Source organism: Spirosoma sp. KUDC1026 (assembly GCF_013375035.1).
Classification (GTDB): Bacteria; Bacteroidota; Bacteroidia; order Cytophagales; family Spirosomataceae; genus Spirosoma.
Genome location: NZ_CP056032.1, coordinates 831,945 through 857,507, shown reverse-complemented (window position 1 = coordinate 857,507; position 25,563 = coordinate 831,945). Strand labels below are relative to the sequence as shown.

The window sequence follows — 25,563 nt, the reverse complement described above, 5'->3', positions numbered from 1 at the left end:
ACTCGGCCTCGCGTTGAGTATCCAAAGCCCATCAAGGACACGATCCCTTGATGGGCTTTGGCTTTATAATGGTATGATACTGGTCTTCGGATGGGTGGGATAAACTCACGCCTGACCGTATTGAATCAGAATAGCCTGCTGAGAACAGATTTCATTCGTCAGCCCTGGCAGCCTGTATCAGGACGTTGGCCTTGCGGATGTTCATATTAGCGCGATCGGTTTCGATCAACCCATCACGCAGGCGAATGATCCGGTGCGCATATTCGGCAATATCCTCTTCGTGCGTCACCATAATCACCGTATTGCCTTTACTGTGAATCTGGTCGAACAGGTCCATGATCTCGTACGATGTTTTCGTATCCAGGTTGCCTGTTGGTTCGTCGGCCAGCAGAATACTTGGGTCATTGACCAGCGCCCGGGCTACTGCCACGCGCTGCCGCTGCCCACCGGAAAGTTCGTTCGGACGGTGACCAGCCCGTTTTTCCAGCCCCACACTCTGCAAAGCCTGCATGGCTTTCTCAGTCCGGTCGGCTTTGCTGTAGCCCGCATAGATCAGCGGAAGCGCTACGTTCTCCAGCGATGTCTGACGAGGCAGCAGGTTAAAGGTCTGAAAAACAAAGCCAATTTCTTTGTTACGTACCTCCGCCAATTCGTTTTCGTCCATACTACTCACATCCTGGCTATTCAGGATGTACTGCCCCGAGGTGGGTGAATCCAGACAGCCAACAATATTCATCAGCGTCGATTTTCCTGATCCGGACGGCCCCATGAATGCTACGTACTCCCCTTTCTTGACGCTGATCGAAATGGATTTCAATGCGTCGACCACTTCGGTCCCCATAACGTACCGTTTAGCAATTTGGTGGGTTTCGATGATATTCATAGGGTACGTAGTGCGAATGGCGAATCAGAGAGCAGTATACATCAAAAATACGTCATTCTAAAAACTTGGCTTTACTGTTTTCGACAGTCGTCAATTTCTGCTGATAAGTTGGCAAAAATGCCTGATAATCGGTAGGCGAGGCAGCCTCCAGCAGGGCAAGCCCGTTTTCGGCGTAGTCGAACAGGCTCCGGTCCAGGCAGAGCATAACGTAGGTTTTCAGCAGTTCAGGTTTGGTTTCATTGAAAGGCAGCGCAGCTGTCGTCATATCGTATGCTTTGTCAACCTGCTTCTGTTGCCTGAGTAGCTGCGCCGTTGCGGCTACGATATTCGCGTTCAACGGCGCCAGTCTATACGCTTGTTCATAGGCGGCCATCGCCTTGCCAAACTGCCGGGTCCGTTCGTAGGTCTGTCCAAGCCAGTAAGATCGCCGGGCCTGAAATTCAGGAAGAACCTGCCGGCTCTCCATTCGTTCGGCCGCCCCAACGCTACGTCGAAAAGCCGCCAGCCGAATCGCACCAACCGTCTGCATCGAACTGGCAATCGGACTGATCTGGCTCGAATCGGGCAGCCCGGAGAGAATCAGCTGGGCGTTACGCCATTGCAGTTGGTTCAGGTAATCGTTCATGAGCGCTACGCCAGCAATTGTTTTCTGCGATGGGTCCTTGACAGTATCCCAGTAACGGCCCCGATTTGGGTCATCGAGCCGGTAGATGGCGTAGAACGACTTTTCGAAATCTGATTCGGGCAGCCGCTCCCGGTACAACACCTGCCGAATCGATTCCAGTGCTGGATCTTTTGCCGAGGCAGCCACCCAGAATGGACGCGCTTCGGCCAGAGTCGTGGTGTTGACTGTTAAATTTTCGGCGGCTGCTTTTGTCAATGCCATTGCCCGGTAATAGATCGACGTAGTATCCGCATTTTGGCCAAACATTTCCGCCGACTCCCGGTACAAACCCTGCTTTAACAACCAGAGCCCCGCCACAGAACGGTAGGAGCTACTACTCACCTGATCGTCATTCGCCAATTGTTCCAGCACGTCAAAGGCTCCCAGGGGATTATAATTTTTGTAATCGGCCACCGCGCGGGCCAGCAGCAGGTCATCGGCTAATTCCTGATTAACAGGATCAACCAGATACTGCTGAATCGTCCGGGCCAGGCTGCTGTCGGGACGCTGGTTAGCCAGCGTATAGTTATACAGACTGGCGAATCGTCCGGCACTCAGGCCCCCCCCCGTTGTGTCGGAAAGCCAGGCGGGCCGACTGGGCTGACCGGTATTGGCAGGTGTTGTGCCCCGGCCCATAATCAGTCGTAACGCCAGTGCATTAGCCTGATACGACTCGTAACTTGTTTCACGGGTTTGCTGAGTCAGAGTGGAGTCGGCCGCCAGGAGCTGCGGGTTTCGGGCGTAAAAGCCCAGCAGATTTGATTCAGGTACGTCATCCTGCCCGGTTATACCCACCGCCGATTTAAAATAGTAGTACGCCGAATCGGCAACGCTCGTCCGCGCGTAGAGGTACCCCAGATTGTTACGTAGCTCGCCACTGTTGGGGAATGCCCGGATGCCCCGCTGCAGGGATTTCACGGCCTCAAAGAATAAATCCGTCTGTAAATAGGTCTGGCTCAGACCGGCATAATCCTGTGGACAGGGTTGTTTCAACAGCGCTTGCTGGTAATAAAAGGCGGCCGTTGTCTGATTTCCCTGTTTCAGAGCCAGTGAAGCCAGCGCGTAGTTGGACTTGTGGTTCTGAAACTCCTGCTCAACTGCTCTTTGGTAAAAAGCAGTTGCCGATAGTTGTTCGCCGGTTGCGCTATACAAGTCGCCCAGTCCATTGAAATAACCCGCAAAACCCTGCCGCAAGGCTACCAGCCCACCTGTCGAAACTAGCACGGCTACCCCCACGAAGCCCATAATTCGGAACAGAATCAACTCCAGCCGTTTTGGTTTATAAAGCACCCGATAAACAGGCAGATTCTGCTGATATATAGGCCAGAAATTCACCAGTACGTAAATCAGGAAGAACGCACCCATGGCCAGTTGTGTATAGACAATGGCGTCCTCAAACAGTTCGATCAGCGGATCATTGGCCGTCACGAAGGCATAGGCAATGGTCATCGTCGCCAGTATGGCCAGACCGAAATACAGGAAAGCCCCCGCATCCCGAAACGAAACGACGTCCTGCTGTTGCACCAGCCGACGAAATCCCCAGAAACCCAGCACAACGGTAACCAGGAACAAGACAAACGGACTAATGGCTAGTACGTCCCAGTCGATCGATCGCGTATTCTTCAACCAGATCAAGACCAGATTCAGTAAATAAAGCAGGCTGATGACCAGCAGATTATTAATACCCAGGGTACGTCGGCTATTCATCTCATCGCCTTCCTGCCGGCCAACCGACGTCAGCCAGACCAGCCCCGCAATTACTTCAGGAGCAATAAAAAAGATGAAGCCAACACTAAACGCCAGCAGCGTAGGCATGCCGTAGCTGACAATCAGCAGGGCCGGATACGTAACGGGCGATAGAACACTTATGCCCAGCGCCACCAGCCCGGTTATGGCCGTGAACAGGCCCATGCGAACCGGGATATCAACATCCATCCGGAATGCGTGGAAATAATAACTCAGAGAGCCAAACAGAAAGAGCAGCAGGAGAAACAGGGAGTTACCGCTCAGGCCCGGCACCTCAAGCATCTCCCAGCGGAACAAAGCCGTGCCCAGAATCAGCAGGGCCATACTGATCAGATAGCGCAGCCGATTGAAGCGGGTTATAGCGCTCATAATGAAGATGAAAGCGACACCTAACCCAGCCAGAAAAACCGTTGCCATTGTTGGATCTACCTGCATGGGCGACGCCAGAAACTGCTCAGAAACGGCAAACCCTTTACCACTAACCGAATAGTTGATCAGCCCGTCAGAGAACGAATCGAGCGTAATAGGCAGGTCAATCAGTTCACTTAATACGTTCCAGTCGATTACGTTTTCCAGGCCACGCAACCAGGCAATAACAAACAGGGTATAGGCGAGTCCGGTCAGTACAAGCCCAAGCAAATACAGGAATCGATACGATCGGCTCCATTCTTTCCAGAATAGTAAGGATGACATGAAAGGAGAACGACGTTACAACCGGGTTAGTGCCTGCGTTTATCGCTCTCCTCCGAATTGATCAGGCCCTGCCCGTCATCCGGGTCAATTTCAGCAGGTTTTCGGCTACTTCAGCGGTTAGCTGATCCGGTTGCAGGCGCCACTGCCAGCTGCGTCCGCCCAGGCCGGGGGTATTCATGCGATTGGATTCGTCGAGCTTTAATACGTCCTGAATCGGCAGAATGGCCAGGCGGCTAACGGACTGCATGGTCAGGCGGCAGATCTGGTCAACAATAGTTTCGTCGGTGACGGCAAAGCCAAGGTAGTCATCGATATGTTCCCGCAGTTCCTTATCAGCTTCGTGAAACCAGCCCAGCGTCGTGTTGTTATCGTGCGTACCCGAATACACCACCGTGTTTTCGATATGATTGTGCACCGCATAGGTTGAGGTGGGCATATCTTCGCCAAAACCAAACTGCACCACTCGCATACCGGGAATCCCGTAATGCTTCAGGTGCGGCTGTACGTCGCCGGTGCGGGCACCCAGGTCCTCAGCAATAATCGGTAGCTGAACAAACTGCCGGTACATGGCGTGCATGAAAGCCTCAATAGGCGCTTTAATCCACTTGCCTACCTTTGCTGTTGGTTCGCTGGCCGGAATTTCCCAGTAGACGGCAAACCCCAGAAAATGGTCCAGCCGGGTAAGGCTGTAAAGCGACATCTGGTGCCGCATCCGGTGCATCCACCAGGCAAAGCCCGTCCGCTCGTGCTCTTCCCAGTCGTAGATTGGATTTCCCCAGCGCTGACCGTATTCACTGAAATAGTCGGGCGGGGCACCAGCAACAAACAGAGGCTGGAAATTTTCATCCAGTTTAAACAGGGTCGGATTGCCCCAGACATCGGCGCTGTTCAGCTGAACGTAGATAGGAATATCGCCGATCATGTGAATTTTTCGGGTGTAGCAGTAGGCAACCAGCTCGTTCCATTGACGCAGAAAAAAATATTGAAGCACCTTTACGGCTTCGATCTGATCGTATAGCAGCTTCTGCTGACGCTCCATCTCGTCTGGCTCCCGGCGCTTGATTGCCTCCGGCCAGCGGAGCCAGAAGGGTTCCTGTGTAGCTTCCTGCAAGGCCGTGAACAAGGCATAATCATCCAGCCAGTCGGCCTGCCAGTTGCAGAAACGCTCGTAGTCGCTGCGCTGGGCGGTCGTGGCATCCCGCAGGAATCGTTCGGCCGCCTGCTGCAACAACGGGCGTTTTTTGATCCAGGCTGCGTGCATGGTTGAGGGGGCCAGTGTCAGTGGCCCTGCCAGTACAGACTCAGCAATGCCTGCACTGTCGCCAGTCATTGGACGCTCGGTTATTGTTACGTCCTGAACAGGCTGTTCATTCAATGCATGGAGATCGTCTGATGTCAGAAATCCTTCCTCCACCAGCTTTTCCAGACTGATCATCAATGTATTACCCGCAAACGCAGACGGACTGCTGTAGGGTGAAAAGCCGGCTCCCGGATCGACGGGAGTTAGGGGCAAAATCTGCCAGTAGGTCTGTCCAGAAGCGGATAGGAAATCGGCAAAGCGATACGCTTCGGGACCAAGATCGCCAATGCCATGCGCAGAAGGCAGGGACGTGATATGGAGCAGCAAACCGCTCGAACGTTGTTGAAGCATGTATTCAGGCCGTTGAGTAGATAATATACGGCAGTTCGTATTTTTTGAACGAACCCAGAACCGCAGGAAGATCTATTCCTTGTTTTGTACAAATCCCTTCCGTGCCGATTTTGTTTTCCCACCGGCTTAAAAAGCTTACAACCAAAGCAATTCAATCCTGATTACCCTACAAAACGGCGTGATTGGATATTGATCTTACGCGGTTTTTCTCCTACTTTTGCAGTCCCAAATAAGGGACAACATGTCAATCAGCTATATTACATACAAATGATTACGGAAACGGCAGTCAATACAGGTAAGATTACGCAGATAATCGGGCCGGTCGTGGACGTGAGTTTCGAGGGCGAAGGCTCGCGGATTCCCGCCATTCTGGACGCCCTCAAAGTAACCAAAGCAAACGGGCAGTCAGTTATTCTGGAGTGCCAGCAGCACCTGGGTGAAGATCGCGTTCGGACCATTGCCATGGATTCGACCGATGGTTTGTACCGGGGCATGGACGTTACTGACCTGGGCCACCAGATCACTATGCCATCGGGCGAAGGTGTTCGGGGCCGTCTGTTTAACGTAGTAGGTGATGCCATCGACGGTATACCTCAGCCAAAAACAACGGGTGCCGGCCTGCCTATTCACCGGGCTGCCCCAAAATTCGAAGACCTAGCTACCTCTACCGAGGTTCTTTTCACCGGTATCAAAGTAATCGATCTGCTCGAGCCTTACGCAAAAGGTGGTAAAATCGGTCTCTTTGGTGGTGCCGGTGTTGGTAAAACCGTCTTGATCCAAGAGCTGATCAATAATATCGCTAAAGCGTATGCCGGCCTGTCGGTATTCGCTGGTGTGGGTGAGCGTACTCGGGAGGGAAATGACCTGCTCCGCGAGATGATCGAAGCGGGTATCATCCGCTACGGCGACGCGTTCAAACATTCAATGGAAGAAGGCGGCTGGGACGTAACGAAAGTAGATACTGAAGAGCTGACCAAAAGCCAGGCTACGTTCGTGTTCGGACAGATGAATGAGCCTCCGGGAGCCCGTGCCCGGGTAGCCCTGTCGGGTCTGACCATTGCTGAACACTTCCGCGATGGTGACGGCGAGGGTGCTGGTCGCGACATTCTGTTCTTCGTTGATAACATCTTCCGGTTCACCCAGGCGGGTTCGGAGGTATCGGCTCTGCTGGGTCGGATGCCATCGGCCGTAGGGTACCAGCCAACGCTGGCTACGGAAATGGGTGTGATGCAGGAGCGTATTACGTCGACCAAACGCGGTTCGATCACGTCGGTACAGGCCGTTTACGTACCTGCCGATGACTTGACTGACCCAGCGCCTGCTACGACCTTTGCTCACCTTGACGCCACGACGGTACTAAGCCGGAAGATCTCGGAGCTGGGTATCTACCCTGCCGTTGACCCACTCGATTCGACCTCGCGGATTCTGAGCGCCGAAATCCTGGGCGACGAGCATTACAACACGGCTCAGCGCGTGAAGGAGATTCTGCAACGTTACAAAGAGCTGCAGGACATCATCGCCATTCTGGGTCTGGAAGAGCTTTCTGAAGAAGACAAACTGGTGGTTGCCCGCGCTCGTCGTGTCCAACGTTTCCTGTCGCAGCCATTCTTTGTGGCTGAGCAGTTCACCGGTCTGAAAGGCGTTCTGGTGCCAATCGAAGATACAATCAAAGGTTTCAACGAAATCATTGACGGTAAGTACGATCACCTGCCAGAAGCAGCGTTTAACCTGGTTGGTACGATCGAAGACGCCGTTGCTAAAGGCGAGCGTCTGCTGAAAGAATCGGGTCAGTAAGATTTCCAGGAGTAGTCCCGGTCTACGAGCCGGGACTATTTTATCTGACGCTCTCCTGTTTTCTATGTGGCAGACAGGGTATCCTTTATCTACTCATGACATTAGACATTATCACTCCCGACCGTAAGGTCTTTTCCGGCGAAGCAAGTGCCGTTACGTTGCCGGGTAGCCAAGGCCAGTTTCAGGTGTTGAATAACCACGCTCCGCTGGTTAGCACACTGGCACGTGGGCCTATCGTTGTTCAGTCGACAGCCGGCCAGCAAACCTTTACGGTTGATGGTGGTGTTGTTGAAGTGCTGCAAAACAGAGTACTGGTACTGGCCGAGGCCATTGTCCTGTAATCTGTCATTCTATATCCAATTGTAAGAGAGCGGTCGTTTCTGTAGAAAGGACCGCTCTTTTTTGTTAGCCCAAACACTTTATTGCTGGAGATCGCCTTTTTTTTACCGGTCTTCTACAACCTCTTTGCTTCCATGAAAACCAAACCATTCATCGTTGGGATAACCGGCGGGAGTGCATCGGGTAAAACGTCGTTTCTCAAAGATGTTCTCAATGCATTCACGCCCGATCAAATCTGTTTGATTTCGCAGGATAACTATTACCGAGGCCTTGAGCATATTCCCATTGACGAAAACGGCATTCATAATTTCGACCTGCCGCAGACGATCAATCACGAACGTTTCGCCGATCACCTGAGCCAGTTGCATGCCGGGCAGACAATTGAGATGCAGGAGTACACCTTCAACAATCCAGACGTTGTGCCCCGCCAGCTGGTGTACAAACCCACCCCGATTGTGATCGTTGAGGGGTTGTTCGTTTTTCATTTTGAGGACGTAGCCAGCCAGCTTGATCTGAAAGTGTTTATTACGGCCAAAAACAAGATTAAGCTGCACCGCCGGATGGTACGCGACCAGGCCGAGCGGGGCCTAACTACTGAAATGATCACGTATCAGTGGGAAAATCACGTCAAACCTGCCTATCGGGAGTTTGTTAAACCTCACAAAGAGGAAGCCGACATTGTTATTCCTAACAACATTCACTATCAGAAAGGGCTCGACGTACTGATTGCCTTCTTACAAACAAAGCTGTAAATAACTGGCGAACTGATTTTACACGTCAATAATGACGTCGTCGCTCTCGGGAAAGCCCGTGCAGGTAAGTACCCAGCCTTCGACGATATCACGTTCGGTCAGTACGTCGTTGATGGTCATGTGAACCGATCCTGAGCGACAACGGGCCACACAGGTCGAACAGCGTCCGCCCCGGCAGCTATACGGCAGCAGCACCCCTTCGTCCAGTGCCGCCTGCAAGATTGATTTATAGGCGGGTACCTGGATCGATATTGCCTGACTCCGGAAGTTGAGCGTAACAACCCGATCAACGGCCAGGGCAGGCGGTGGCGCCTGTGTAACGGGCACAATCACAAAATTCTCACGACGAATCTGGTCCGGTCGAATGCCACTGAAGACCAATGTAAACTGAATCGTTCGCATGTAATCGCCGGGACCACAGACGTAAAACTGCACTTGCTCCCGTTTCGAATCGCCAATCAGCGTAGGAAGCAACCGCTCCAGCATTACGTTATTCAAACGCCCGCGTAACCCCAACCACTCGTTGGAGGGGGCGCTCAACAAATGTATCAGCCGAAACCGATCCGGAAACTGTTGCTGTAATGCGTCCAGCTCGTCTTGAAAAATAATGCTACGTTCCCGGGTATTGCTGTAGAGCAGCGTTACGCGCCGGCTGGGTTCATTTTTCAGGACGTGCTTCAGTATGCTGAACAGGGGCGTTATACCGCTTCCGGCTCCCATCAGGACCAGATCGCCCGGCAAGGCTGAATCAAACGTAAAGCGCCCGGCAGGAAACAGGCTGGTCAGCACATCGCCCACACTGAGCTTGTCGATCATATAGCGCGACAATTCGCCATTGCTGATTCGCTTGATGGTTAGCTGAAGCGGCTCGCCCGGCGCCGAGCTAATGGAATAGGAGCGCCGAATCTCGTGCAGGTGCGGATCGCTGTCTGCGGGCAGGCTGATGCTATACTGAGCATTGTCACGGTGCGTAAAGATCAGCGTCAGAAACTGTCCCGCTTGGTATGACACCGCTTCCTGATTGATGGGTTCCAGAAAATAGCTGGTTGTGTCGGCGGTTTCGGCCTTGACTTGTGCAATGCGAAGTTTGAGAAAATTATCAGCCATAGAGAAAGGCGTTTCAATACGTAAACCCGCCAGATCCCCATCGTTGTTTGAAAGCCCAAAACCTTTGTTGAAATTTGCCCGGCCTGTTCAGTCACCAGCATTGGTAGGGCTGGCAGCTGTGACATTTACTTCTTCTTTCTTGTTTATTAGTTAATATCACCCCGCAACGCATGGAAGCCTTACTGGAAGAAGTACAACGAGTTGGTTATGTAAACAAGCCCGTTGACGATACTATAGATTTAGTAGCCGAAATTAAGCGGCTGAAAAAGGAGAAAAACGCGGTCATTCTGGCCCATTACTACGTTGACGGCGAAATCCAGGACATCGCCGATTATATTGGCGATAGCCTGGGTCTGTCGCAGCAGGCAGCCGCTACGCCGGCCGACATGATTGTTTTCTGCGGGGTTCACTTCATGGGTGAAACCGCTAAGATTCTGTCGCCGGAGAAAAAGGTTGTCATCCCCGATCTAAACGCGGGCTGCTCACTCGCTGATTCAGCCCCCGCCGATAAGTTTGCCGCGTTTAAGGCGCAGTATCCGGATCATATCGTCCTGTCCTACATTAACTGCTCGGCGGAGATCAAAGCGTTATCCGACATTATCGTTACGTCGTCCAACGCGCTGCAAATCGTCGAGAGTTTACCCAAGGATCAGAAAATCATCTTTGCCCCCGATGCGAACCTCGGCCGGTTTGTCGCCCGGAAAACGGGTCGTGATATGGTTCTTTGGGATGGGGCCTGTATTGTCCACATCGATATTTCGCTGGAGAAGCTAACCAAACTGCGGCACGATTACCCCGATGCCAAGTTTATTGCCCACCCTGAGTGTCAGGAGCATATTCTGAGCCAGGCCGATTACATCGGTTCCACGACGGCTTTACTGAAATACGTAGTGGACAGCCCGGAGCAGACGTTCATTGTGGGTACGGAAGCGGGCATTCTGCACAAGATGCGCCAGGCCGTTCCGCACAAAAAGATCATTCCGGCCCCGGCGAGCCAGAACAACACCTGCGCCTGCTCGGAATGTCCCTACATGAAGATGAACACAATGGAGAAGGTATACAACGCTATGCTTTTCGAACAGCCCGAGATTACCGTACCCGAGGATGTTCGACTGAAAGCGTACGAGTCAGTCGACCGAATGCTGAAATTGAGCTAATAGAAAATCCATAGGAATTATGAACTGGCAGAATTTTATTACCTCGGACCCGGCAGTCATGTTTGGCAAACCTGTGATTACAGGCACCCGTATTCCGGTTGATTTAATCCTTGAGAAACTGGGCAATGGTGAGACGATTCCTCAGTTGTTAGATGCCTATCCGCGGGTAACAGAGCCAGCTTTATATGCCTGCCTGCTGTTTGCTTCAGAAATAATAAAGAATGAGGTCGTTTATGCAAAAGCTGGATGACCTTGTCTTTGTCGCCGATGAAAACTTTGATTTCAGTGTAGTTAGGCTACTTAGAAACAAAGGTTTCTCTGTTTTAGCTATCGCAGAGTCGTTTCCTAGCATTCCGGATACCCAAGTCTTACAAATTGCATTTGACCGGAAAGCGGTTTTACTAACAGAAGATAAAGACTTTGGCGAGTTAGTACACCGACTGAGAATGCCCCATTGTGGAATTTTATTAGTTCGATTACTTAAGATGACTAGTACCGAAAAGTCGCAACGGATAAGCGAGAGTATCACTTCTGTTGGCCAGGAATTGATCAATAGCTTTTCGGTGCTAACAAATGAGCACCTTCGGATCAGACCTGCTCAGCCAAAATGATATGCCCCATCAATTTGATTTCCTTGTTATTGGCTCCGGCATTGCGGGCCTGAGTTACGCCACCAAGCTGGCGACTCATTTCGAAGCTTTAAACCAGTCGGTTCGTATTGGGGTCATCACGAAAGTGCAGGCCGACGAGACCAACACGAAATACGCCCAGGGCGGCATTGCGGCCGTCTGGGCGGAGGACGATTCGTTTGAGAAGCATATCGAAGACACGATGATTGCCGGTGATTTTCTTAGCGATCGGCACGTTGTCGAGATCGTGGTCAACGAGGGGCCGGAGCGTATTCGGGAACTGATCGACTATGGTACGCGCTTCGACAAGGAACATAGCGGCACGGACTACGATCTGGCGAAGGAAGGGGGACATTCCGATTTTCGAATCCTGCATTTCAAGGACATCACCGGTGCCGAGATTGAGCGGGCACTACTGGAGAAGGTGCAATCGCAGCCGTCGATTGAGATTTTCACGCATTTCTACGCCGTCGAACTGATCACCCGCCATCATCTGGGCGAAACAGTACATCGCTACGACACGGACAACAAATGCTTTGGGGCTTACGTATTGAACACTCGGACGGGCGAAGTCGAGCAGTTTCTGGCACGAACGACCTTACTGGCAACCGGCGGCATTGGTAACATCTACCAGAATACGACGAATCCGAGCATTGCGACTGGCGATGGTATTGCCATGGCGTACCGGGCCAAGGGAATTGCCAAGGATATGGAGTTTATTCAGTTTCACCCAACGGCTCTGTATGAACCAGGTAAGAAACCAAACTTCCTGATCTCCGAAGCCGTGCGCGGCTTCGGCGGTATTCTCCGGACAAAAAAAGGTGAGACGTTCATGGAGAATTACGACCCCCGTCTATCACTGGCTCCCCGCGACATTGTTGCCCGGGCAATTGACTCCGAGATGAAGAAATCCGGAGATTCGCACGTATATCTGGACGTAACGCACTGCGACTACGAACGCTTTGTCGAGCATTTCCCAACCATCACGGCCTATTGTCGTGATCATTTGGGACTAGACCTGCGGAAAGATTATATCCCCGTCGTCCCCGCCCAGCACTATCTTTGCGGTGGTGTCAGGGTTAACGAGTGGGGGCAGACGAATATTCAGTTTCTATACACCGTTGGCGAATGTTCCTGCACCGGACTTCACGGCGCCAACCGACTTGCCAGTAATTCGCTGCTCGAAGCCGTCGTTTTTGGTCACCGCGCTTATTTAAAGACCATCGAATTGCTTGACCAGGCTGTTTCGATCGACACGATCCCTCAATGGAATGACGCGGGTACTACGCACCCCGAAGAACTGGTGCTGGTGACTGAAATGCGGAAAGAGTTGGAAGCCATCATGTCCAACTACGTCGGTATCGTCCGCTCGAACCGGCGTCTGAAACGGGCGATGGACCGGCTCGAACTGCTCTATCTAGAACACGAAGAACTGTACCGGCAGTCGAAAGTATCGGTGCCGATCTGTGAACTCCGGAATATGATCGAAGTGGCTTATCTCGTCATCAAGATGGCGATGGCCCGGCGCGAAAACCGGGGATTACACTACAGCCTGGATAACGTAAAGCCATGATGACGCAATGTCCGAAGTGCAACTCTACCGATATCATGGTACCACTGAAGACTTTTGCAGCGGGTAGTGGCGCTCAGTATGTGCGTATTACTGAGCCCAAAACTGGAGCCTTTCAGATTCGCTTCAGCGAAGATGCTGAAGTTTCGACAGCGGTGTGCGGCAGCTGTGGTTACGCTGAACAATACGTTGCCGACGCGGCCCGGCTGTGGAAGCACTGGCAGAAAGGTTACCGGTAGCTTACTTCACCCGCTCTAGCAACTCATCACGGTAGGACCCGCTCAGCGGCACCTGCACCTTCCCAATGGTCAGCTGGTGCCGCTCGATCTTTTCGATCCGGTTAAGCGCCACGATGTAGGATTTGTGAACGCGCATGAACTGGTCATTCGGGAGCATCTCGGCGGCTTCGCTGATGGTCATCCGGGTCAGTGCTTTTTTACCCGTTTCCTGGAACGTCAGATAATTTCCCTCCGATTCGACGTATTGCAGTTCGTCCAGGTTGATTCGCACCCAGTCGTACCCGTCTTTCACGAACACGTACGGTGATTTCTTTGAATCACCCGACAGTCTTTCGTAGGCTTTGTTAGCCGCCTGCATGAACCGGCCGAAGGCTATGGGCTTTAAGAGGTAATCCAGCGCGCTGAGCTCAAAGCCCTGCAACGCATATTCCGGATAGGCCGTTGTAAAAATAACCAGTGATTTAGTACCCACCACCTGCGCGAAATCCAGCCCGGTCAGATCAGGCATGTTGATGTCCAGAAAAATCAGGTCGATGGGTTCTGTTTTCAGGTAAGTCAGCGCTTCGATGGCGTTGACAAACGTCTTCTTCAACTCCAGAAACGGTACTTTACTGGCGTGAGACTTGATCACCTCCAACGCGATCGGTTCGTCATCAATAGCAACACAGCGTAACGTAGCAGGCATGAGTTAGTCGAGTTGGTTGTCTTTCTTGAAATCAGTAATTGCTGTTTTGATAAGATATCCCACCACCAAAAAAAGCGCCATGTAAGGAAGCCATTTTACCGATTTTCCCGCTTCATAAGCCGCAATCGACGCGCCAATTGGAAGACCTACCAAAAAACAGATAAACAGAAATTTAAGGAGTACACGGCCAGTAATGATATAACGGCCAATTCGTAAGGTCATGGATGGAAGCGGTTACAGGTTGATTGTCAAATAAACGATAAACTCGTCATTCGTCTGCTCAATACGTAGTAGATGACGATTTGGATAGGCCAGGGCCAAGCGCTGCCGGACGTTTTTCAGGCCGGTACCCGTTCCTTTTTCCAGCTGGGTCCTCGATACGATGCTGTTGCGAATCGTTCCGGTCAGCGTTCCGTCGGTTACCCGTATCGATATATCCACAAAACTCGGACGCTGCATGCTGATGCCATACTTGAAGGCATTTTCGACCAGCGGGTTCAGCAACAACGGGGCAATCTGAGCGGGTTTTTCGTCCCAGTCCATAACGGCCCGAATCTGAATCGACTCTGTTTGCGGAACACGCATTCGGTGCAGTTCAACAGTATCCTCCACGAATCGAAGCTCCTGTTCGATCAGAATTACGTCCTGTTGCGACGCTTCGGTAATGTGTCGCATCACCGACGACAACTGTTCAATACCCGCGGCCGTCCGGTCCATATTACCTGTGATTGCAGTACCGTAGAGATTGTTCAGCGTGTTAAACATAAAATGAGGATTAACCTGTGCTTTGAGCGCTTGTAGTTCGGCCCGTGTGCGCTGTAACTCCAGTTCCTTTTGTCGACGGCGGTTCTGCCGGTACGCCCGTACCGCAATAAAAATTACCGTGTAGATCCACGTAATGACGATGGTCGATAGCGCTTCCTGGTTCTTAACCGGCCACCCCAATGCGCCTACTAGAATGCCATACAGCAAAGACTGGACGAAAAAATAGACCAGCATGTACAGGCCAAACAGTACCAGCGCCCATGCCCTACCCGTCCTCATCGATCTCTGAAACACCCAGTACGAAACATGCACTGGAATGAGATAAACCAGATCAGCGATCAAGGTCATCTGAACATAACCCCACCAGTCATTCCGGTAGTGCGCCAGTATTGGCGTGGCTTCCTCCAGTCGGTCGGCGGGGATAAATTGGAGTTCAAGCCAGCCACCGATCAGACTAACAATGACCCAAACGCCGTAGTGAATCAGGAAAATACGAATTTCCCGGTTCCAGAGCCATCGTTTTACGAAAGGCTCAGACGCAGCTACAGTCAACAAAGCGGATTGCATAATGAGTCTCTAATTGACGGTTGGTTGAGGCAGTACACGGTTCAGACTTACGTAGCAGCCGTAGCAGAGAGCCGCGCAGCCAACGAGTACACCAACATAATAGGTATCATTTCCGACCAGACTTCGCGTCAGATTAGCGCTCATGTCCATCTCATCGTCGACCAGAAACGTCAGCGAACTAAGCGCATTGTTGACGAAGTGCAGGAACATACACAGATAGAGCGAACGGCTTCGATAGTAGACCCAGCCCAGCGCAAAACCGATGAACATGGCGTTGACGGCCTGCGTCGGGATGATGTGCGCGTACCCAAACATAGCCCCCGACAACAGGATCGCTTTGGCAGGCGAGTAGTTTTTAAGCAGACCATCCAGGATGATGCCCCGGAACAATACCTCTTCCAGAACAGGAGCGGCCAGGACGGCCACGAAAATCATATCTTTCGTAAAGATCTTGGCAATGATTTCCTTGAGTTTTTCGGGCATGGGGATCGCCGAAATTAATGGTTCAACCAGCACACCCATGGCCACCAGACCAACTGCGGCCACAACGTAAGCCAGGGCGGGAGCCGATCGAAAGCTTAGCTCAGTACTTCCGCGTTTCTTGAAGCCGTACCGAATTGTCAAACCGAGGGCCAGGACGTAGGCCAGCATGCTACCGACGGATTTCAGCCAGGCATGATCAAATCGATCCGCCAGGTACGAAAGTCCAGCGGAAGGGATTGACGCGGGTAACTGAATGAGGATGAAAAAGCCTACCAGCCACCAGGCTTGCTTATGAGTTGGGTATCCGGTCTTGCGGGGAGCTGCCTCTGGGTAGACAACCGGGGATGCCTGTTTCGTTGAAAACGTATCCATGTTAATGGTTGAGGAGAGGTTGAAAGGCTTACAAATCAATGGTGAGTGTTACATGAAAGGTTTCGTCGGTTTCGTTGATAGCCAACCGGTAACGGTCCGGATAAGCCAGGTCAAGTCGTTGCCGGACGTTTGCCAGGCCGAGGCCCGTACTTTTTTCGAGTTCGTTGCGGGGCAGTACGCTGTTTTCGGTCGTGAGACGCAACTGGCCCTCCTGAACCCGCAGGCTTATATAGACAAAGCAAGGATAGTGGATACTGATACCGTATTTGAACGCATTTTCAATCAACGGATTCAGCAGGAGTGGGACAATATGAGCCGGTTGTTCATCCCAATCAACCGTAGTCCGGATATCGATAGTATCTAGATTCGGCAAACGAAGCTGCTGGAGTTCAACAAAGTCCCCGATGAACCGAAGCTCGCGCCGGATATCGGTGGTTTGCAGCCGCGACTCTTCCATCACGTAGCGAACAATCCCCGATAGTTGCTGAACGCTCTCGGCCGTACGCGGACTACCTTCCTGAATGGCAGTGCCGTAGATATTATTGAGCGAGTTGAACAGAAAATGGGGATTTACCTGTGCTTTTAAGGCATCCAGTTCAGCCTGCGTCCGCTGCTGTACGAGCGCGGTTTGTAGCTTACGGCTTTTGCGGTAGTCGATGATGAAGCCGTAGACAACCATATAAATCAGTAGGATCGATGCCAGTACGGAAGCTATCATTTCGTTGTACTCGGCCGCATCCATCACCGTCGACTTCTTCCGGACGGTACCGAAGAAATTCAGCTTTTCGAGACCATCACTCAGAAGATTCCAGAATAAAAGCAGGCATACTATATAAAGTATTGTATAAGCGACCTGGTTCTTTCGGAATACATGCTGGTGAAACGCTCGGTAGTACAGGTGCGATATACCCGACAGAACGGCAATGCATAATAAAAGACCCAGAAGCAGGACAAAACTAGCGCCGATCAATACTCCTGTTGATAACGGTTTCCGCTTTCCTTCGTCGGTGAAACCATCGCTGAACCCCTGTAAAAAATCACCGAAATCGGTATAGAGCGAGAGAATGACTAAGCATCCCAGAATCGCCAACCAGGTACCCCATGTTTCCCAGAAACTGCTGGAAACAGCGCGAGACGTAGGAGAAGAAGAAACGGGTAATGCGTGTGGCTTTTTCAATGTGCTTTCCATCAGTCTTCTACAAAGTTACAGGGTTAGAACGGCTTCTGACAGGATTAGACCAGCCAGAATCAGCGAATGAACAGCGACAGCGTACCAGAAGCCATATTTCATGCGTACATAACCAAAGTAGAAACCGCTGATCAGGCTCAGCCCCAAAAGTGCAGGCACGAACAACAGCTGCCAGCCAGTCAACCAACTAATGTCATCTGCGATTTTGACCAGTGCATACACCAGGCTTGTCACGTAGAATAGTTTACCGAAGTTGGCCTGCCAGAACGCTAATACCCGAGCGAATACAGCTGGCCGTTTCAGATACCGATCCAGCACGAGCGACGTAACGAACCAGACACCGATCATACCAAATCCAACCATTGGGCCAACCAGTTCTTTCAGCGGTTTATACCAGACGCCTATCAGCAGGAACGTGAGTACGGTAGCGATGTAGCGTAGATTTTGTTGCGTCATCCGTAGAATGGCTCGAAAAAGTCCCTCCTCAAGAGTAACCGCAATGAGCAGCGAAACGACTAGCACAATCATTCTCGACTGGTATTTCTCGATCAAATCCCGGAATAGATGATTGCCGGTGACATGAATATACGCCAGCCCAAATGTCATCGTAAAGCCCATCAGGAACAGAAACAAGGCACTCTCATTAGCAAACTGGCGTAGATTACGAACCAGTGAGTGGTCCGGACGGTCAGACAAAGGCGTTTGATAGACAGGCTGACTGACGTAATACTGAAAATTGAAGAAGGCATTCATGAGCGGTCGCATGGTTAAGTGTGCAGTTGAAAAGATTTTGGGTTGAAGAAGGGAGCGGCAGGAGCGGAAAGGCTGGCGGCTTAGTTGATGGTCTCGGCTTCAATGACTGGCATGATGTCTTTTGCCTCGTCTGCCGGCATGATGTCTTTATGCGGCCGGCGAATTTTAGCCGGGTTCTGATTGGGAACAGCGGCTGGACTTGGGTTGTGCACCGTCGATACGGGCGCTTCTGATCCGGCTTCTATTTTTTCCCGACCACCCTTGACCGGCATCACATCGTCCTCCAGCACTCGGTCGATAGCACGAATAGAATCTGGGTTCACGATGTGTACGGACTGGAACGTAGCAGGAATCGGATCAATAGTTGGTGTAGAGCAGGCAGTGAACGTAGCGGCAGCGATCAGGAGAGCGAAGGAGGTAGCAAGCGTTTTCATAAGAGTGTACTGGTTGATTGTGGTTATTTTGATTAGTCTGGCAGTTTGTCTGCCGTTTTGTTGATTCAAAGCAAGCACATGGCCAGCACGCCCTAAAATCGCCGGGATCAACCATCCGGACTTTGGGAGGAAATGGGCAAAGTTTGGGATGAGTGATTACCTTTGGTTGCTAACCAGACCCGGAATCACACCGACTGAGCCATGAATCAGCAGGACGCAATCGACGCTATCAACCAGGCCGCCAGCCCTAAAATCAAGTATGCATTTGCTGATATTGATGGCATATTACGGGGTAAAGTGATTCACCGTCAGAAGCTGCTGGATAGTCTGGCCGACGGATCGGGCTTCTGCGATGTGGTCTGGGGCTGGGATTCGTCGGATACGCCCTACGATAACGGGATCATCACCGGCTGGCAGTCGGGTTACCCGGATACGCCGGTCAGGATTGACCTGAGTACGTTGCGGCACATCCCCTGGGAGGACAACCTACCGTTTTTCCTGGCCGATTTCAGTAATCCCAACGGCCCCGATCTGGCAGCCTGTCCTCGGTCGTTGCTGAAGCGTATCGCCAGCCTGTGCCGCGACATGGGTTTCCACGCTGAGTACGCGCAGGAATTTGAGTGGTTCAACTTCCGGGAAACCCCTCAGTCCCTTCAGACAAAGGGCTTTCGCAGTCTGGAACCCCTCACACCCGGTATGTTCGGTTACTCTATCCTGCGTCCGTCGCTCGAAAGCTCATTTTATCACGACCTGTTCGATTTACTGACCCAGTTTGACATTCCCATCGAAGGGCTGCATACCGAAACCGGGCCGGGCGTTTACGAAGCCGCCATCATGCACGACGAGGTTCTCCGGGCGGCCGACAAGGCGGTCCTCTTTAAGACGGGCGTTAAGGAAATTGCGTACAAACACGGCATCATCGCTACGTTCATGGCCAAATGGAACGCCGATCTGCCCGGTTGCAGCGGCCATATTCACCAGAGCCTCTGGAACGCCGACAAAAGCCAGAACCTGTTTTTTGACCCGTCTAAACCCGGCAAAATGAGCGAGCTGATGCGGCAGTTCATTGCCGGTCAGTTGTATTGTCTACCGCACATTACGCCGATGTTCGCCCCGACGATCAATAGCTATAAGCGGCTGGTAGAGGGCGCCTGGGCACCTACAACCGTCACCTGGTCGTTCGATAACCGAACGACAGCACTACGAATTCTGAATCAGCACGAAAAGCTGACCCGCGTTGAACACCGCGTCTCGGGGGCAGATACGAACCCGTACCTGGCCCTGGCGGCCGCGCTGGCATCTGGTTTGTACGGAATCAAACACCAGTTGTCGCTGGACATTCCACCGTCCGTTGGAAACGGCTACGCCGACAAACAGTATGGCATACTACCCGCCAATCTTTATGAAGCAACCCAGCAGATGGCCCGCTCCCCCATTGCTACCGAACTGTTTGGTAGTGAGTTCGTTAACCACTTTACCCGAACACGCGACTGGGAATGGCGGCAATACGCCAGACAGGTAAGCGACTGGGAGTTGAAGCGGTATTTTGAAATTATTTAGTATGCGTCTGATTAATTACCCGGCCATTATTGAAAAGGCCTGGCTGGATTTTGACCCGTCCAGCTCCGTACAATCCGTTGAAGACATCAGTGCCAAAGTGTCAACTAATCACGTTTTTCGGGTAACACTCGAAAACGGGGATCGGGTTATTGCCAAACTCTCGTATTTCGGCAAATATGAGCAGTTTCTGGAAGATCACCGGATCATCCACGCGCTGGCCAACAATCTGCTGTACCCTTTCGAGAACGTATTGGCAAAATCGCTGGTGCGCGACGGTCAGGTTTATACGTACCGGCATCGGGACGAATTGCTGGACGCCTGGGTCGTTTTTTATAACCCGATTCGCACCCAGAACAAACTGCCCCGGCGGCTGGACGAGCATCAGATTCGATTACTGGGCGCCCAGATTGCCCGATTCCACAAAGCCTGCTCCCGGGTTAGCACCGTACTACCCAAATCCTCGAAAACGTTACGTTCCGATATTTGGGATCTGCTGGACATTCTGGATACCGAAACCGGCCAGTTTGAACACCGGATGCACGTTGATGAGCTGCGCCGACAATGCGAGCTGTTTTTAGCAAACCGACAAAAACTGGTGGCGGGTACGGTGGAAACGATGCCCGTTTTTGTCGACTGGAACATCGGGAATTTCTCGGTGACAGACAATCTGGAGCTATTCTCCCGCTGGGACTACGACTGGTTCCGCATCAGTTACCGGGTGATGGATTTTTATTTCTTCAGCCGGGTCTCGTCCGACGTAGGCGACCGTACCATTTTCAGCTACATCATCGACCCAATGATGGAAGACCGGTTCATGATCTTTTTGCAGGAGTACCACAAGGTTTATCCACTCACGGAGGCAGAAGTACGTTTTTTCCCGGAAGCGTACCGGTTCTTCATTCTAAATTACGTTATCAAATACGGTCGGTATTTCTTTCATCGAACGTACGCGACTAAGCTGCAACGGGAAGCGTATGAGCTTTATTTTCCGTCCATTGAGCGATTTAACGCAGACAAAATTCTGCAGGCGCTTAACCTGTAAGTTTACCGTCTAACCAAATTCAGCTTCCATGAAGGCCCGCCTTTCGTACGCGATTATTTTCCTTTACTTCCTGCCCTGCTTCACTACCTACGCTCAGATCAACCCCAAGGCGCTGAAAGAATGGCAGGCCCAGAAGTATTCGATGTTTATCCACTTTGGCGGGATCTATTCGGTACTGGGCGGGGTCTGGAACGATAAGCCGGTAACGGTTGGACTGAGCGAACAGATTCAGGCCCACGCGGGTATTTACAGCGATACCTATGCCAACGTAGCCAGTCGATTCAATCCCACGCACTGGAACCCTGATTCGATCGCCATACTGGCAAAGCGAGCGGGTATGCGCTCTATCGTTATTACGTCGAAGCACCACGACGGATTCTGTATGTTCAAAACAGCTACGACCGATTTCAACGTAGTTGATGCGACGCCTTACAAACGCGACATCGTTGGCGAACTGGCCGAAGCCTGCAAACGGCAGGGGGTTACGTTCGGGCTCTATTTTTCCCTGATCGACTGGCACTTCCCGGAAGCCTCCCCTATCTCCAGCCATAACTCCGACTCGATCACGCCAGCGCACCACGAGTACAACAAAAAGCAGATTACTGAACTACTAACCAACTACGGCCCCGTTGCTGAGTTGTGGTTCGACATGGGGTCGCAGAGTCTGGCGCAGAGTAAAGAAATGCGCGACTTGGTTCACAAACTCCAGCCTGATTGCATGATTGGAAGCCGGATTGGAAACGATATGGGCGATTTTACGGTCATGGGCGACAACCAGGAACCGGATTACACCATTGGCGTACCCTGGCAGTCGCCGGCCTCGTTCTTTGACGAAACCTGGGGCTACCGCTCCTGGCAGAAGCGAGTACCGGAGAACGAAAAGATGCGCGAGAAACTCACCAGCCTGATTCGCGTGGTAAGCCGGGGCGGCAAATACCTGTTGAATATTGGCCCCAAAGGCGACGGTTCGGTCGTACCCTACGAAAAAGATATTCTGATACGTATTGGGCAGTGGCTAAGTAAAAACGGCGAGGCTATCTACGGCACCAACCCAGATCCGTTCTATCAATCGTTTGCCTGGGGCAGCATCACCAGCCGCCCAAATATGCTGTATCTGCACGTATTAAATCAGCCGGCCGGTGGTCAGATTGCCTTACCCGGCCTTAGTGGAACGATCAAAAGCGCGTCTATCCTGGGCGATAAGAGCGCGAAACTGGCGGTCGTTCGCGGGAAGGATGGTCTGGGTATCAACCTGCCAAAGAACTTCAGCGTTGCCAGGGACATTCAGGTGATTGCCGTTGAGTTTGCGGACGGGTACAGCGTTCGTCCCTACCAACCTATTCTTCTGGACAATACAGCCCGACTTACCCACGACAATTCGTACAAATATTACAGCAATTCGGGCATTGACTACAACTCCCGCTTTCAAAGCACTATTGCCGAATCCTGGACGGTTCGGCCTGAACAAAGTGGTACGTTCAAACCTGTTCTGATTTATTCGGATGAAGAGAAGGGCAAAAAGCTTGAACTGACCATTGGCGAGAAATCGTCTGACGTAACGCTCTCCGGTGGGAAATCTATTTCTTTACCCACCACGTCGTCGCTAACCTGGGGACCGTTGTACATATCGGGCCTGATACGATCGGGTATTGGCGGGCTCCCCGCCGATGCGGCCGCAATCGACGTAACGAAACCCTGGCACGGTAAACCCTGGCAAAAGAAGGCTGATTGGCAGAACGGAACGGTTTATGAATTACCCGCTGGTCTGACAAGCTCCTATTACGTACTACAGGAAATCACCGCCCCGGCCGACCAGACCGTACTGGTGGGCATCACTAGTGGCGATGGTGTGCTGGTGGCCCTGAATGGCAAACAGCTACTGGAACACAACAGCCCGGATAAATCGCCAAGAACCAACGACATCATAATGCTGCCGCTGAAGCGGGGTAAAAATCAGCTACTCGTCAAGCTGTTCAACAACTTCCAGAAAAACATCCCGATTGGGATTGATTATACCGTCCCTCAGACACTTTATCAGAAAGAACTGCCCGCTGTACGGCTGGATAATGCGTTTATTCCTGTTCGCTGGTCGCTGAACAATCCGGCAACACCCCACCAGACGCTGGTCGTTCCGAACCTATCGCTTCAGTTCGTGAACGAGTAACTTCTTTACCTGAACAAATACAACCCTCAACCCATGCAGCTCGACTCATTCAGCAGTTTAATAGATAAATACCAGGTCTTTTTCTTTGATGCCTTCGGTGTCCTCAAAAACTACAAAGGTTTAATACCCGGCGTTGTCGATACGTTTGCGTACCTGCGTCAGCAGCAGAAGCAACTGTATATCCTGACAAACGATGCGTCGCGCAGTCCGCAGCAGCTAGCCGAGTCGTACTGGAAATTAGGGATGAGCGACGTAACGCCTGACATGATTATTTCTTCGGGAATGCTGGCGCGGGAGTACCTGCAACTTAAAGTAAACCACGGTACAGTGGCCTATCTGGGCACCGAAAATTCAGCGCACTACATTGAATCAGCTGGCCTAAAAACGCTGTCCATCAGCGAGCTGACACTGGAGAATATTTCGGAAATAAACGCGCTGGTACTACTCGATGATGAAGGGTTCGACTGGAATACCGACATCAACAAAGCGGTCAATCTGCTGCGCCGGCGTAACATCCCGGCTATTGTCGCCAATACCGATGCAACGTATCCGGTTTCTAAAAATCGACTGGCCATTGCCATTGGCAGCATCGCCGACATGCTTGAATCGATTGTTGGGAAGCAGTTCATCCGGTTTGGCAAGCCCGACGCGCAACTGTTCATGTTTGCTTACGAGCGGGTCCAGGAACAAACGCCCACCATCAGCAAACGGGATATTCTGATGGTGGGCGATACGTTACGTTCCGACATTAGCGGAGGGAATAAATTTGGCCTGGATACGGTATTGGTCCTCTCGGGTAATACTGCCCCTTCCGAAGCGGAAATCCGTATCCTGGCCACCGGCATCATCCCAACTTATATCTGCGAATCGATTGTCCTGTAAACAGAAACCGCACCGGTGGACCGGTGCGGTTTCTGTTTACAGGATATTACAAAATACTTTCCCGAACGCGTACCAGCCGCTCCAGCATAGCTTCCAACTGGTCCAGGGGCAGCATATTAGCGCCGTCTGATTTGGCGCAGGACGGATCCGGGTGTGTTTCGATAAACAGACCATCGGCGCCAACGGCAATAGCCGCCTTAGCGATCGTCGCGATCAGGGCGGGTTTGCCCCCCGTCACGCCTGATGCCTGATTTGGCTGCTGTAATGAGTGCGTACAGTCCATCACCACCGGGACGCCGTGCGCCTGCATGGCAGGCAGGTTCCGGTAGTCGACAACCAGATCACCGTAGCCGAACGAATTTCCCCGATCCGTCAGGAAAACCGTTGCATCGGGGTTCGTGGCTTTTACTTTTTCAACGGCAAAGCCCATGCTTTCGCCAGAGAGGAACTGCCCTTTTTTTACGTTGACCGCCCGGCCGGTTTTAGCGGCTGCTTCCAGCAGTTCGGTCTGGCGGCAGAGAAAAGCAGGAATCTGAAGTACATCCACGGAAGGCGCGGCCATAGCAGCCTCTTCCGATTCGTGGATGTCCGTTACGGTCGGAATGTCAAACGTATCCCCTACTTCTTTGAGAATCGACAGGGCTAGTTCGTCACCGATACCCGTAAAGGAATTTAGTTTGGTCCGGTTCGCCTTCCGGTACGAACCTTTAAAAATATACGGAATACCTAGCTTGTCGGTGATCGTCACAATGCGCTCGGCAATCTGCAGCGCCATATCACGGCCCTCAATCGCACAGGGGCCCGCCATCAGAAAAAAGCGGTTTCCGCTGGTATGCTTTAGTTTGGGGATTTGCATCAGGAGTTGATTAGATTACTACCGTAAAGGTGCGCAAAAGCCGTGAACTACGCGTTTATCTACTTTTCCTACTATACTTGTATAGAAAACGTAATAGCTAGTCATAGTATTAATAATCAGTACTTTAATCGTTAAATAGCAGCTTATTTCAACGTTTATAAGCTCAAAAAATTGTTTGACAATCCCGTGGTAAATCTGTTTATTTGCGCAGTTTTTTAACCCCAACGGTCTACTAAAATGTCAGAAATTGCAGAAAAAGTAAAGAACATCATTGTTGAAAAACTAGGTGTTGAAGAGTCAGAAGTTACTCCTGAAGCAAGCTTCACCAACGATCTGGGCGCTGACTCGCTGGATACGGTTGAGCTGATCATGGAATTTGAAAAAGAATTCAACCTGCCAATCCCTGACGACGACGCAGAGAAAATCGCTACGGTTGGTGCTGCTATCGATTATCTCGAAACGCACCTCAAAAAATAATAAAAACAGGTAACCCCTGTTTTTTCTGTTTGCTTTCCGGCAATCAGTTTATTGCTAAAACCCAGTTGCTGATCCGGCTTTAGTATCGCAGGATCAGCGCCCAGGAAAGC

Annotated in this window: 25 protein-coding genes; 13 read left to right on the top strand and 12 right to left on the bottom strand. The window is 51.7% G+C overall.

Features of this window, described 5'->3' with window-relative positions; translation table 11 throughout:
* Positions 1-151: 151 nt before the first annotated feature.
* From HU175_RS03690 to malQ, 3 genes are all read right to left on the bottom strand, one after another.
* Positions 152-883, bottom strand: coding sequence for an ABC transporter ATP-binding protein (locus tag HU175_RS03690; protein ID WP_176565300.1), 732 nt, complete (start codon positions 881-883; stop codon positions 152-154).
* Between the two features lie 52 nt (positions 884-935).
* Complete coding sequence (locus tag HU175_RS03685) at positions 936-3,986, bottom strand: tetratricopeptide repeat protein (protein ID WP_176565299.1); 3,051 nt, start codon at positions 3,984-3,986, stop codon at positions 936-938.
* A 61-nt stretch (positions 3,987-4,047) separates the two neighbouring features.
* Positions 4,048-5,637 (bottom strand): 4-alpha-glucanotransferase, encoded by a 1,590-nt coding sequence (malQ, locus tag HU175_RS03680; protein WP_176565298.1) that lies wholly within the window; start codon positions 5,635-5,637, stop codon positions 4,048-4,050.
* A 267-nt stretch (positions 5,638-5,904) separates the two neighbouring features.
* Between malQ and atpD the strand changes: the two genes are divergently transcribed.
* The 3 genes from atpD to udk all read left to right on the top strand — a co-directional run bounded on the left by atpD (position 5,905) and on the right by udk (position 8,522).
* Positions 5,905-7,431 carry a F0F1 ATP synthase subunit beta gene (gene atpD, locus HU175_RS03675; RefSeq protein WP_176565297.1) on the top strand — a complete coding sequence of 509 codons (1,527 nt, stop codon included), beginning with the start codon at positions 5,905-5,907 and terminating at the stop codon, positions 7,429-7,431.
* A gap of 95 nt (positions 7,432-7,526) precedes the next feature.
* Complete coding sequence (gene atpC, locus HU175_RS03670; protein WP_176565296.1) at positions 7,527-7,772, top strand: ATP synthase F1 subunit epsilon; 246 nt, start codon at positions 7,527-7,529, stop codon at positions 7,770-7,772.
* 132 nt (positions 7,773-7,904) lie between these two features.
* On the top strand, positions 7,905-8,522 hold the full coding sequence (gene udk, locus HU175_RS03665; RefSeq protein ID WP_176565295.1) for a uridine kinase: 618 nt from the start codon (positions 7,905-7,907) through the stop codon (positions 8,520-8,522).
* Between the two features lie 18 nt (positions 8,523-8,540).
* On the opposite strand, the gene HU175_RS03660 is transcribed toward udk, so the two are convergent.
* A complete protein-coding gene (locus HU175_RS03660) occupies positions 8,541-9,629 on the bottom strand; it encodes a ferredoxin--NADP reductase (RefSeq protein ID WP_176565294.1) in 1,089 nt (362 codons plus the stop codon).
* 170 nt (positions 9,630-9,799) lie between these two features.
* Here HU175_RS03660 and nadA point away from each other — a divergent pair, with 170 nt between their 5' ends.
* Genes nadA through HU175_RS03635 form a run of 5 tightly spaced genes read left to right on the top strand, consistent with a single transcriptional unit; the run spans position 9,800 to position 13,224 of the window.
* Complete coding sequence (gene nadA, locus HU175_RS03655; RefSeq protein ID WP_176565293.1) at positions 9,800-10,786, top strand: quinolinate synthase NadA; 987 nt, start codon at positions 9,800-9,802, stop codon at positions 10,784-10,786.
* 19 nt (positions 10,787-10,805) lie between these two features.
* Positions 10,806-11,036, top strand: coding sequence for a DUF433 domain-containing protein (locus HU175_RS03650; RefSeq protein ID WP_176565292.1), 231 nt, complete (start codon positions 10,806-10,808; stop codon positions 11,034-11,036).
* Positions 11,020-11,397 carry a DUF5615 family PIN-like protein gene (locus tag HU175_RS03645; RefSeq protein WP_176565291.1) on the top strand — a complete coding sequence of 126 codons (378 nt, stop codon included), beginning with the start codon at positions 11,020-11,022 and terminating at the stop codon, positions 11,395-11,397. The genes HU175_RS03650 and HU175_RS03645 overlap by 17 nt, the downstream gene beginning before the upstream one ends.
* 1 nt (position 11,398) lies before the next feature.
* Positions 11,399-12,988, top strand: a complete 1,590-nt coding sequence (nadB, locus tag HU175_RS03640; protein ID WP_176565290.1) for an L-aspartate oxidase — start codon at positions 11,399-11,401, stop codon at positions 12,986-12,988.
* A gap of 35 nt (positions 12,989-13,023) precedes the next feature.
* A complete protein-coding gene (locus HU175_RS03635) occupies positions 13,024-13,224 on the top strand; it encodes a hypothetical protein (protein ID WP_176565289.1) in 201 nt (66 codons plus the stop codon).
* Between the two features lies 1 nt (position 13,225).
* Here HU175_RS03635 and HU175_RS03630 read toward each other — a convergent pair whose 3' ends face one another.
* The 7 genes from HU175_RS03630 to HU175_RS03600 all read right to left on the bottom strand — a co-directional run bounded on the left by HU175_RS03630 (position 13,226) and on the right by HU175_RS03600 (position 18,472).
* Positions 13,226-13,909 carry a LytR/AlgR family response regulator transcription factor gene (locus tag HU175_RS03630; protein WP_176565288.1) on the bottom strand — a complete coding sequence of 228 codons (684 nt, stop codon included), beginning with the start codon at positions 13,907-13,909 and terminating at the stop codon, positions 13,226-13,228.
* A 3-nt stretch (positions 13,910-13,912) separates the two neighbouring features.
* Positions 13,913-14,131: a hypothetical protein gene (locus HU175_RS03625; protein ID WP_176565287.1), complete on the bottom strand. Its 219-nt coding sequence runs from the start codon at positions 14,129-14,131 to the stop codon at positions 13,913-13,915.
* Between the two features lie 12 nt (positions 14,132-14,143).
* Entirely contained in the window at positions 14,144-15,241 is a 1,098-nt protein-coding gene (locus HU175_RS03620) for a sensor histidine kinase (RefSeq protein WP_176565286.1), read from the bottom strand.
* 9 nt (positions 15,242-15,250) lie between these two features.
* Positions 15,251-16,096 (bottom strand): CPBP family intramembrane glutamic endopeptidase, encoded by an 846-nt coding sequence (locus HU175_RS03615; protein WP_176565285.1) that lies wholly within the window; start codon positions 16,094-16,096, stop codon positions 15,251-15,253.
* Between the two features lie 28 nt (positions 16,097-16,124).
* Positions 16,125-17,285: a sensor histidine kinase gene (locus HU175_RS03610; RefSeq protein ID WP_176565284.1), complete on the bottom strand. Its 1,161-nt coding sequence runs from the start codon at positions 17,283-17,285 to the stop codon at positions 16,125-16,127.
* A gap of 15 nt (positions 17,286-17,300) precedes the next feature.
* Positions 17,301-18,050 (bottom strand): hypothetical protein, encoded by a 750-nt coding sequence (locus tag HU175_RS03605; protein ID WP_176565283.1) that lies wholly within the window; start codon positions 18,048-18,050, stop codon positions 17,301-17,303.
* 68 nt (positions 18,051-18,118) lie between these two features.
* The gene (locus HU175_RS03600) at positions 18,119-18,472 is read right to left on the bottom strand and encodes a hypothetical protein (protein ID WP_176565282.1); all 354 of its coding nucleotides are present in this window, start codon (positions 18,470-18,472) and stop codon (positions 18,119-18,121) included.
* A gap of 201 nt (positions 18,473-18,673) precedes the next feature.
* On the opposite strand from HU175_RS03600, the gene HU175_RS03595 reads away from it, so the two are divergent.
* From HU175_RS03595 to HU175_RS03580, 4 genes are read left to right on the top strand one after another with little or no spacing between them, the layout of a single operon-like run.
* The gene (locus HU175_RS03595; RefSeq protein WP_176565281.1) at positions 18,674-20,032 is read left to right on the top strand and encodes a glutamine synthetase family protein; all 1,359 of its coding nucleotides are present in this window, start codon (positions 18,674-18,676) and stop codon (positions 20,030-20,032) included.
* 1 nt (position 20,033) lies between these two features.
* Positions 20,034-21,074 carry a hypothetical protein gene (locus HU175_RS03590; RefSeq protein ID WP_176565280.1) on the top strand — a complete coding sequence of 347 codons (1,041 nt, stop codon included), beginning with the start codon at positions 20,034-20,036 and terminating at the stop codon, positions 21,072-21,074.
* A gap of 28 nt (positions 21,075-21,102) precedes the next feature.
* Positions 21,103-23,238, top strand: a complete 2,136-nt coding sequence (locus HU175_RS03585) for an alpha-L-fucosidase (RefSeq protein ID WP_176565279.1) — start codon at positions 21,103-21,105, stop codon at positions 23,236-23,238.
* A 33-nt stretch (positions 23,239-23,271) separates the two neighbouring features.
* Positions 23,272-24,120, top strand: coding sequence for a TIGR01459 family HAD-type hydrolase (locus HU175_RS03580; RefSeq protein WP_176565278.1), 849 nt, complete (start codon positions 23,272-23,274; stop codon positions 24,118-24,120).
* Positions 24,121-24,166: 46 nt separating this feature from the next.
* Here HU175_RS03580 and kdsA read toward each other — a convergent pair whose 3' ends face one another.
* The gene (gene kdsA, locus HU175_RS03575; RefSeq protein WP_176565277.1) at positions 24,167-24,976 is read right to left on the bottom strand and encodes a 3-deoxy-8-phosphooctulonate synthase; all 810 of its coding nucleotides are present in this window, start codon (positions 24,974-24,976) and stop codon (positions 24,167-24,169) included.
* A gap of 237 nt (positions 24,977-25,213) precedes the next feature.
* Here kdsA and HU175_RS03570 point away from each other — a divergent pair, with 237 nt between their 5' ends.
* Positions 25,214-25,453 (top strand): acyl carrier protein, encoded by a 240-nt coding sequence (locus tag HU175_RS03570; protein WP_176565276.1) that lies wholly within the window; start codon positions 25,214-25,216, stop codon positions 25,451-25,453.
* The last annotated feature ends 110 nt before the right edge of the window (positions 25,454-25,563 follow it).

Excerpts from the sequence above, each read along its gene's own strand:
- HU175_RS03690 (WP_176565300.1), bottom strand. The coding sequence starts at position 883 with ATGAATATCATCGAAACCCACCAAATTGCTAAACGGTACGTTATGGGG.
- HU175_RS03685 (WP_176565299.1), bottom strand. The coding sequence starts at position 3,986 with ATGTCATCCTTACTATTCTGGAAAGAATGGAGCCGATCGTATCGATTC.
- malQ (WP_176565298.1), bottom strand. The coding sequence starts at position 5,637 with ATGCTTCAACAACGTTCGAGCGGTTTGCTGCTCCATATCACGTCCCTG.
- atpD (WP_176565297.1), top strand. The coding sequence starts at position 5,905 with ATGATTACGGAAACGGCAGTCAATACAGGTAAGATTACGCAGATAATC.
- atpC (WP_176565296.1), top strand. The coding sequence starts at position 7,527 with ATGACATTAGACATTATCACTCCCGACCGTAAGGTCTTTTCCGGCGAA.
- udk (WP_176565295.1), top strand. The coding sequence starts at position 7,905 with ATGAAAACCAAACCATTCATCGTTGGGATAACCGGCGGGAGTGCATCG.
- HU175_RS03660 (WP_176565294.1), bottom strand. The coding sequence starts at position 9,629 with ATGGCTGATAATTTTCTCAAACTTCGCATTGCACAAGTCAAGGCCGAA.
- nadA (WP_176565293.1), top strand. The coding sequence starts at position 9,800 with ATGGAAGCCTTACTGGAAGAAGTACAACGAGTTGGTTATGTAAACAAG.
- HU175_RS03650 (WP_176565292.1), top strand. The coding sequence starts at position 10,806 with ATGAACTGGCAGAATTTTATTACCTCGGACCCGGCAGTCATGTTTGGC.
- HU175_RS03645 (WP_176565291.1), top strand. The coding sequence starts at position 11,020 with ATGCAAAAGCTGGATGACCTTGTCTTTGTCGCCGATGAAAACTTTGAT.
- nadB (WP_176565290.1), top strand. The coding sequence starts at position 11,399 with ATGCCCCATCAATTTGATTTCCTTGTTATTGGCTCCGGCATTGCGGGC.
- HU175_RS03635 (WP_176565289.1), top strand. The coding sequence starts at position 13,024 with ATGGTACCACTGAAGACTTTTGCAGCGGGTAGTGGCGCTCAGTATGTG.
- HU175_RS03630 (WP_176565288.1), bottom strand. The coding sequence starts at position 13,909 with ATGCCTGCTACGTTACGCTGTGTTGCTATTGATGACGAACCGATCGCG.
- HU175_RS03625 (WP_176565287.1), bottom strand. The coding sequence starts at position 14,131 with ATGACCTTACGAATTGGCCGTTATATCATTACTGGCCGTGTACTCCTT.
- HU175_RS03620 (WP_176565286.1), bottom strand. The coding sequence starts at position 15,241 with ATGCAATCCGCTTTGTTGACTGTAGCTGCGTCTGAGCCTTTCGTAAAA.
- HU175_RS03615 (WP_176565285.1), bottom strand. The coding sequence starts at position 16,096 with ATGGATACGTTTTCAACGAAACAGGCATCCCCGGTTGTCTACCCAGAG.
- HU175_RS03610 (WP_176565284.1), bottom strand. The coding sequence starts at position 17,285 with ATGGAAAGCACATTGAAAAAGCCACACGCATTACCCGTTTCTTCTTCT.
- HU175_RS03605 (WP_176565283.1), bottom strand. The coding sequence starts at position 18,050 with ATGCGACCGCTCATGAATGCCTTCTTCAATTTTCAGTATTACGTCAGT.
- HU175_RS03600 (WP_176565282.1), bottom strand. The coding sequence starts at position 18,472 with ATGAAAACGCTTGCTACCTCCTTCGCTCTCCTGATCGCTGCCGCTACG.
- HU175_RS03595 (WP_176565281.1), top strand. The coding sequence starts at position 18,674 with ATGAATCAGCAGGACGCAATCGACGCTATCAACCAGGCCGCCAGCCCT.
- HU175_RS03590 (WP_176565280.1), top strand. The coding sequence starts at position 20,034 with ATGCGTCTGATTAATTACCCGGCCATTATTGAAAAGGCCTGGCTGGAT.
- HU175_RS03585 (WP_176565279.1), top strand. The coding sequence starts at position 21,103 with ATGAAGGCCCGCCTTTCGTACGCGATTATTTTCCTTTACTTCCTGCCC.
- HU175_RS03580 (WP_176565278.1), top strand. The coding sequence starts at position 23,272 with ATGCAGCTCGACTCATTCAGCAGTTTAATAGATAAATACCAGGTCTTT.
- kdsA (WP_176565277.1), bottom strand. The coding sequence starts at position 24,976 with ATGCAAATCCCCAAACTAAAGCATACCAGCGGAAACCGCTTTTTTCTG.
- HU175_RS03570 (WP_176565276.1), top strand. The coding sequence starts at position 25,214 with ATGTCAGAAATTGCAGAAAAAGTAAAGAACATCATTGTTGAAAAACTA.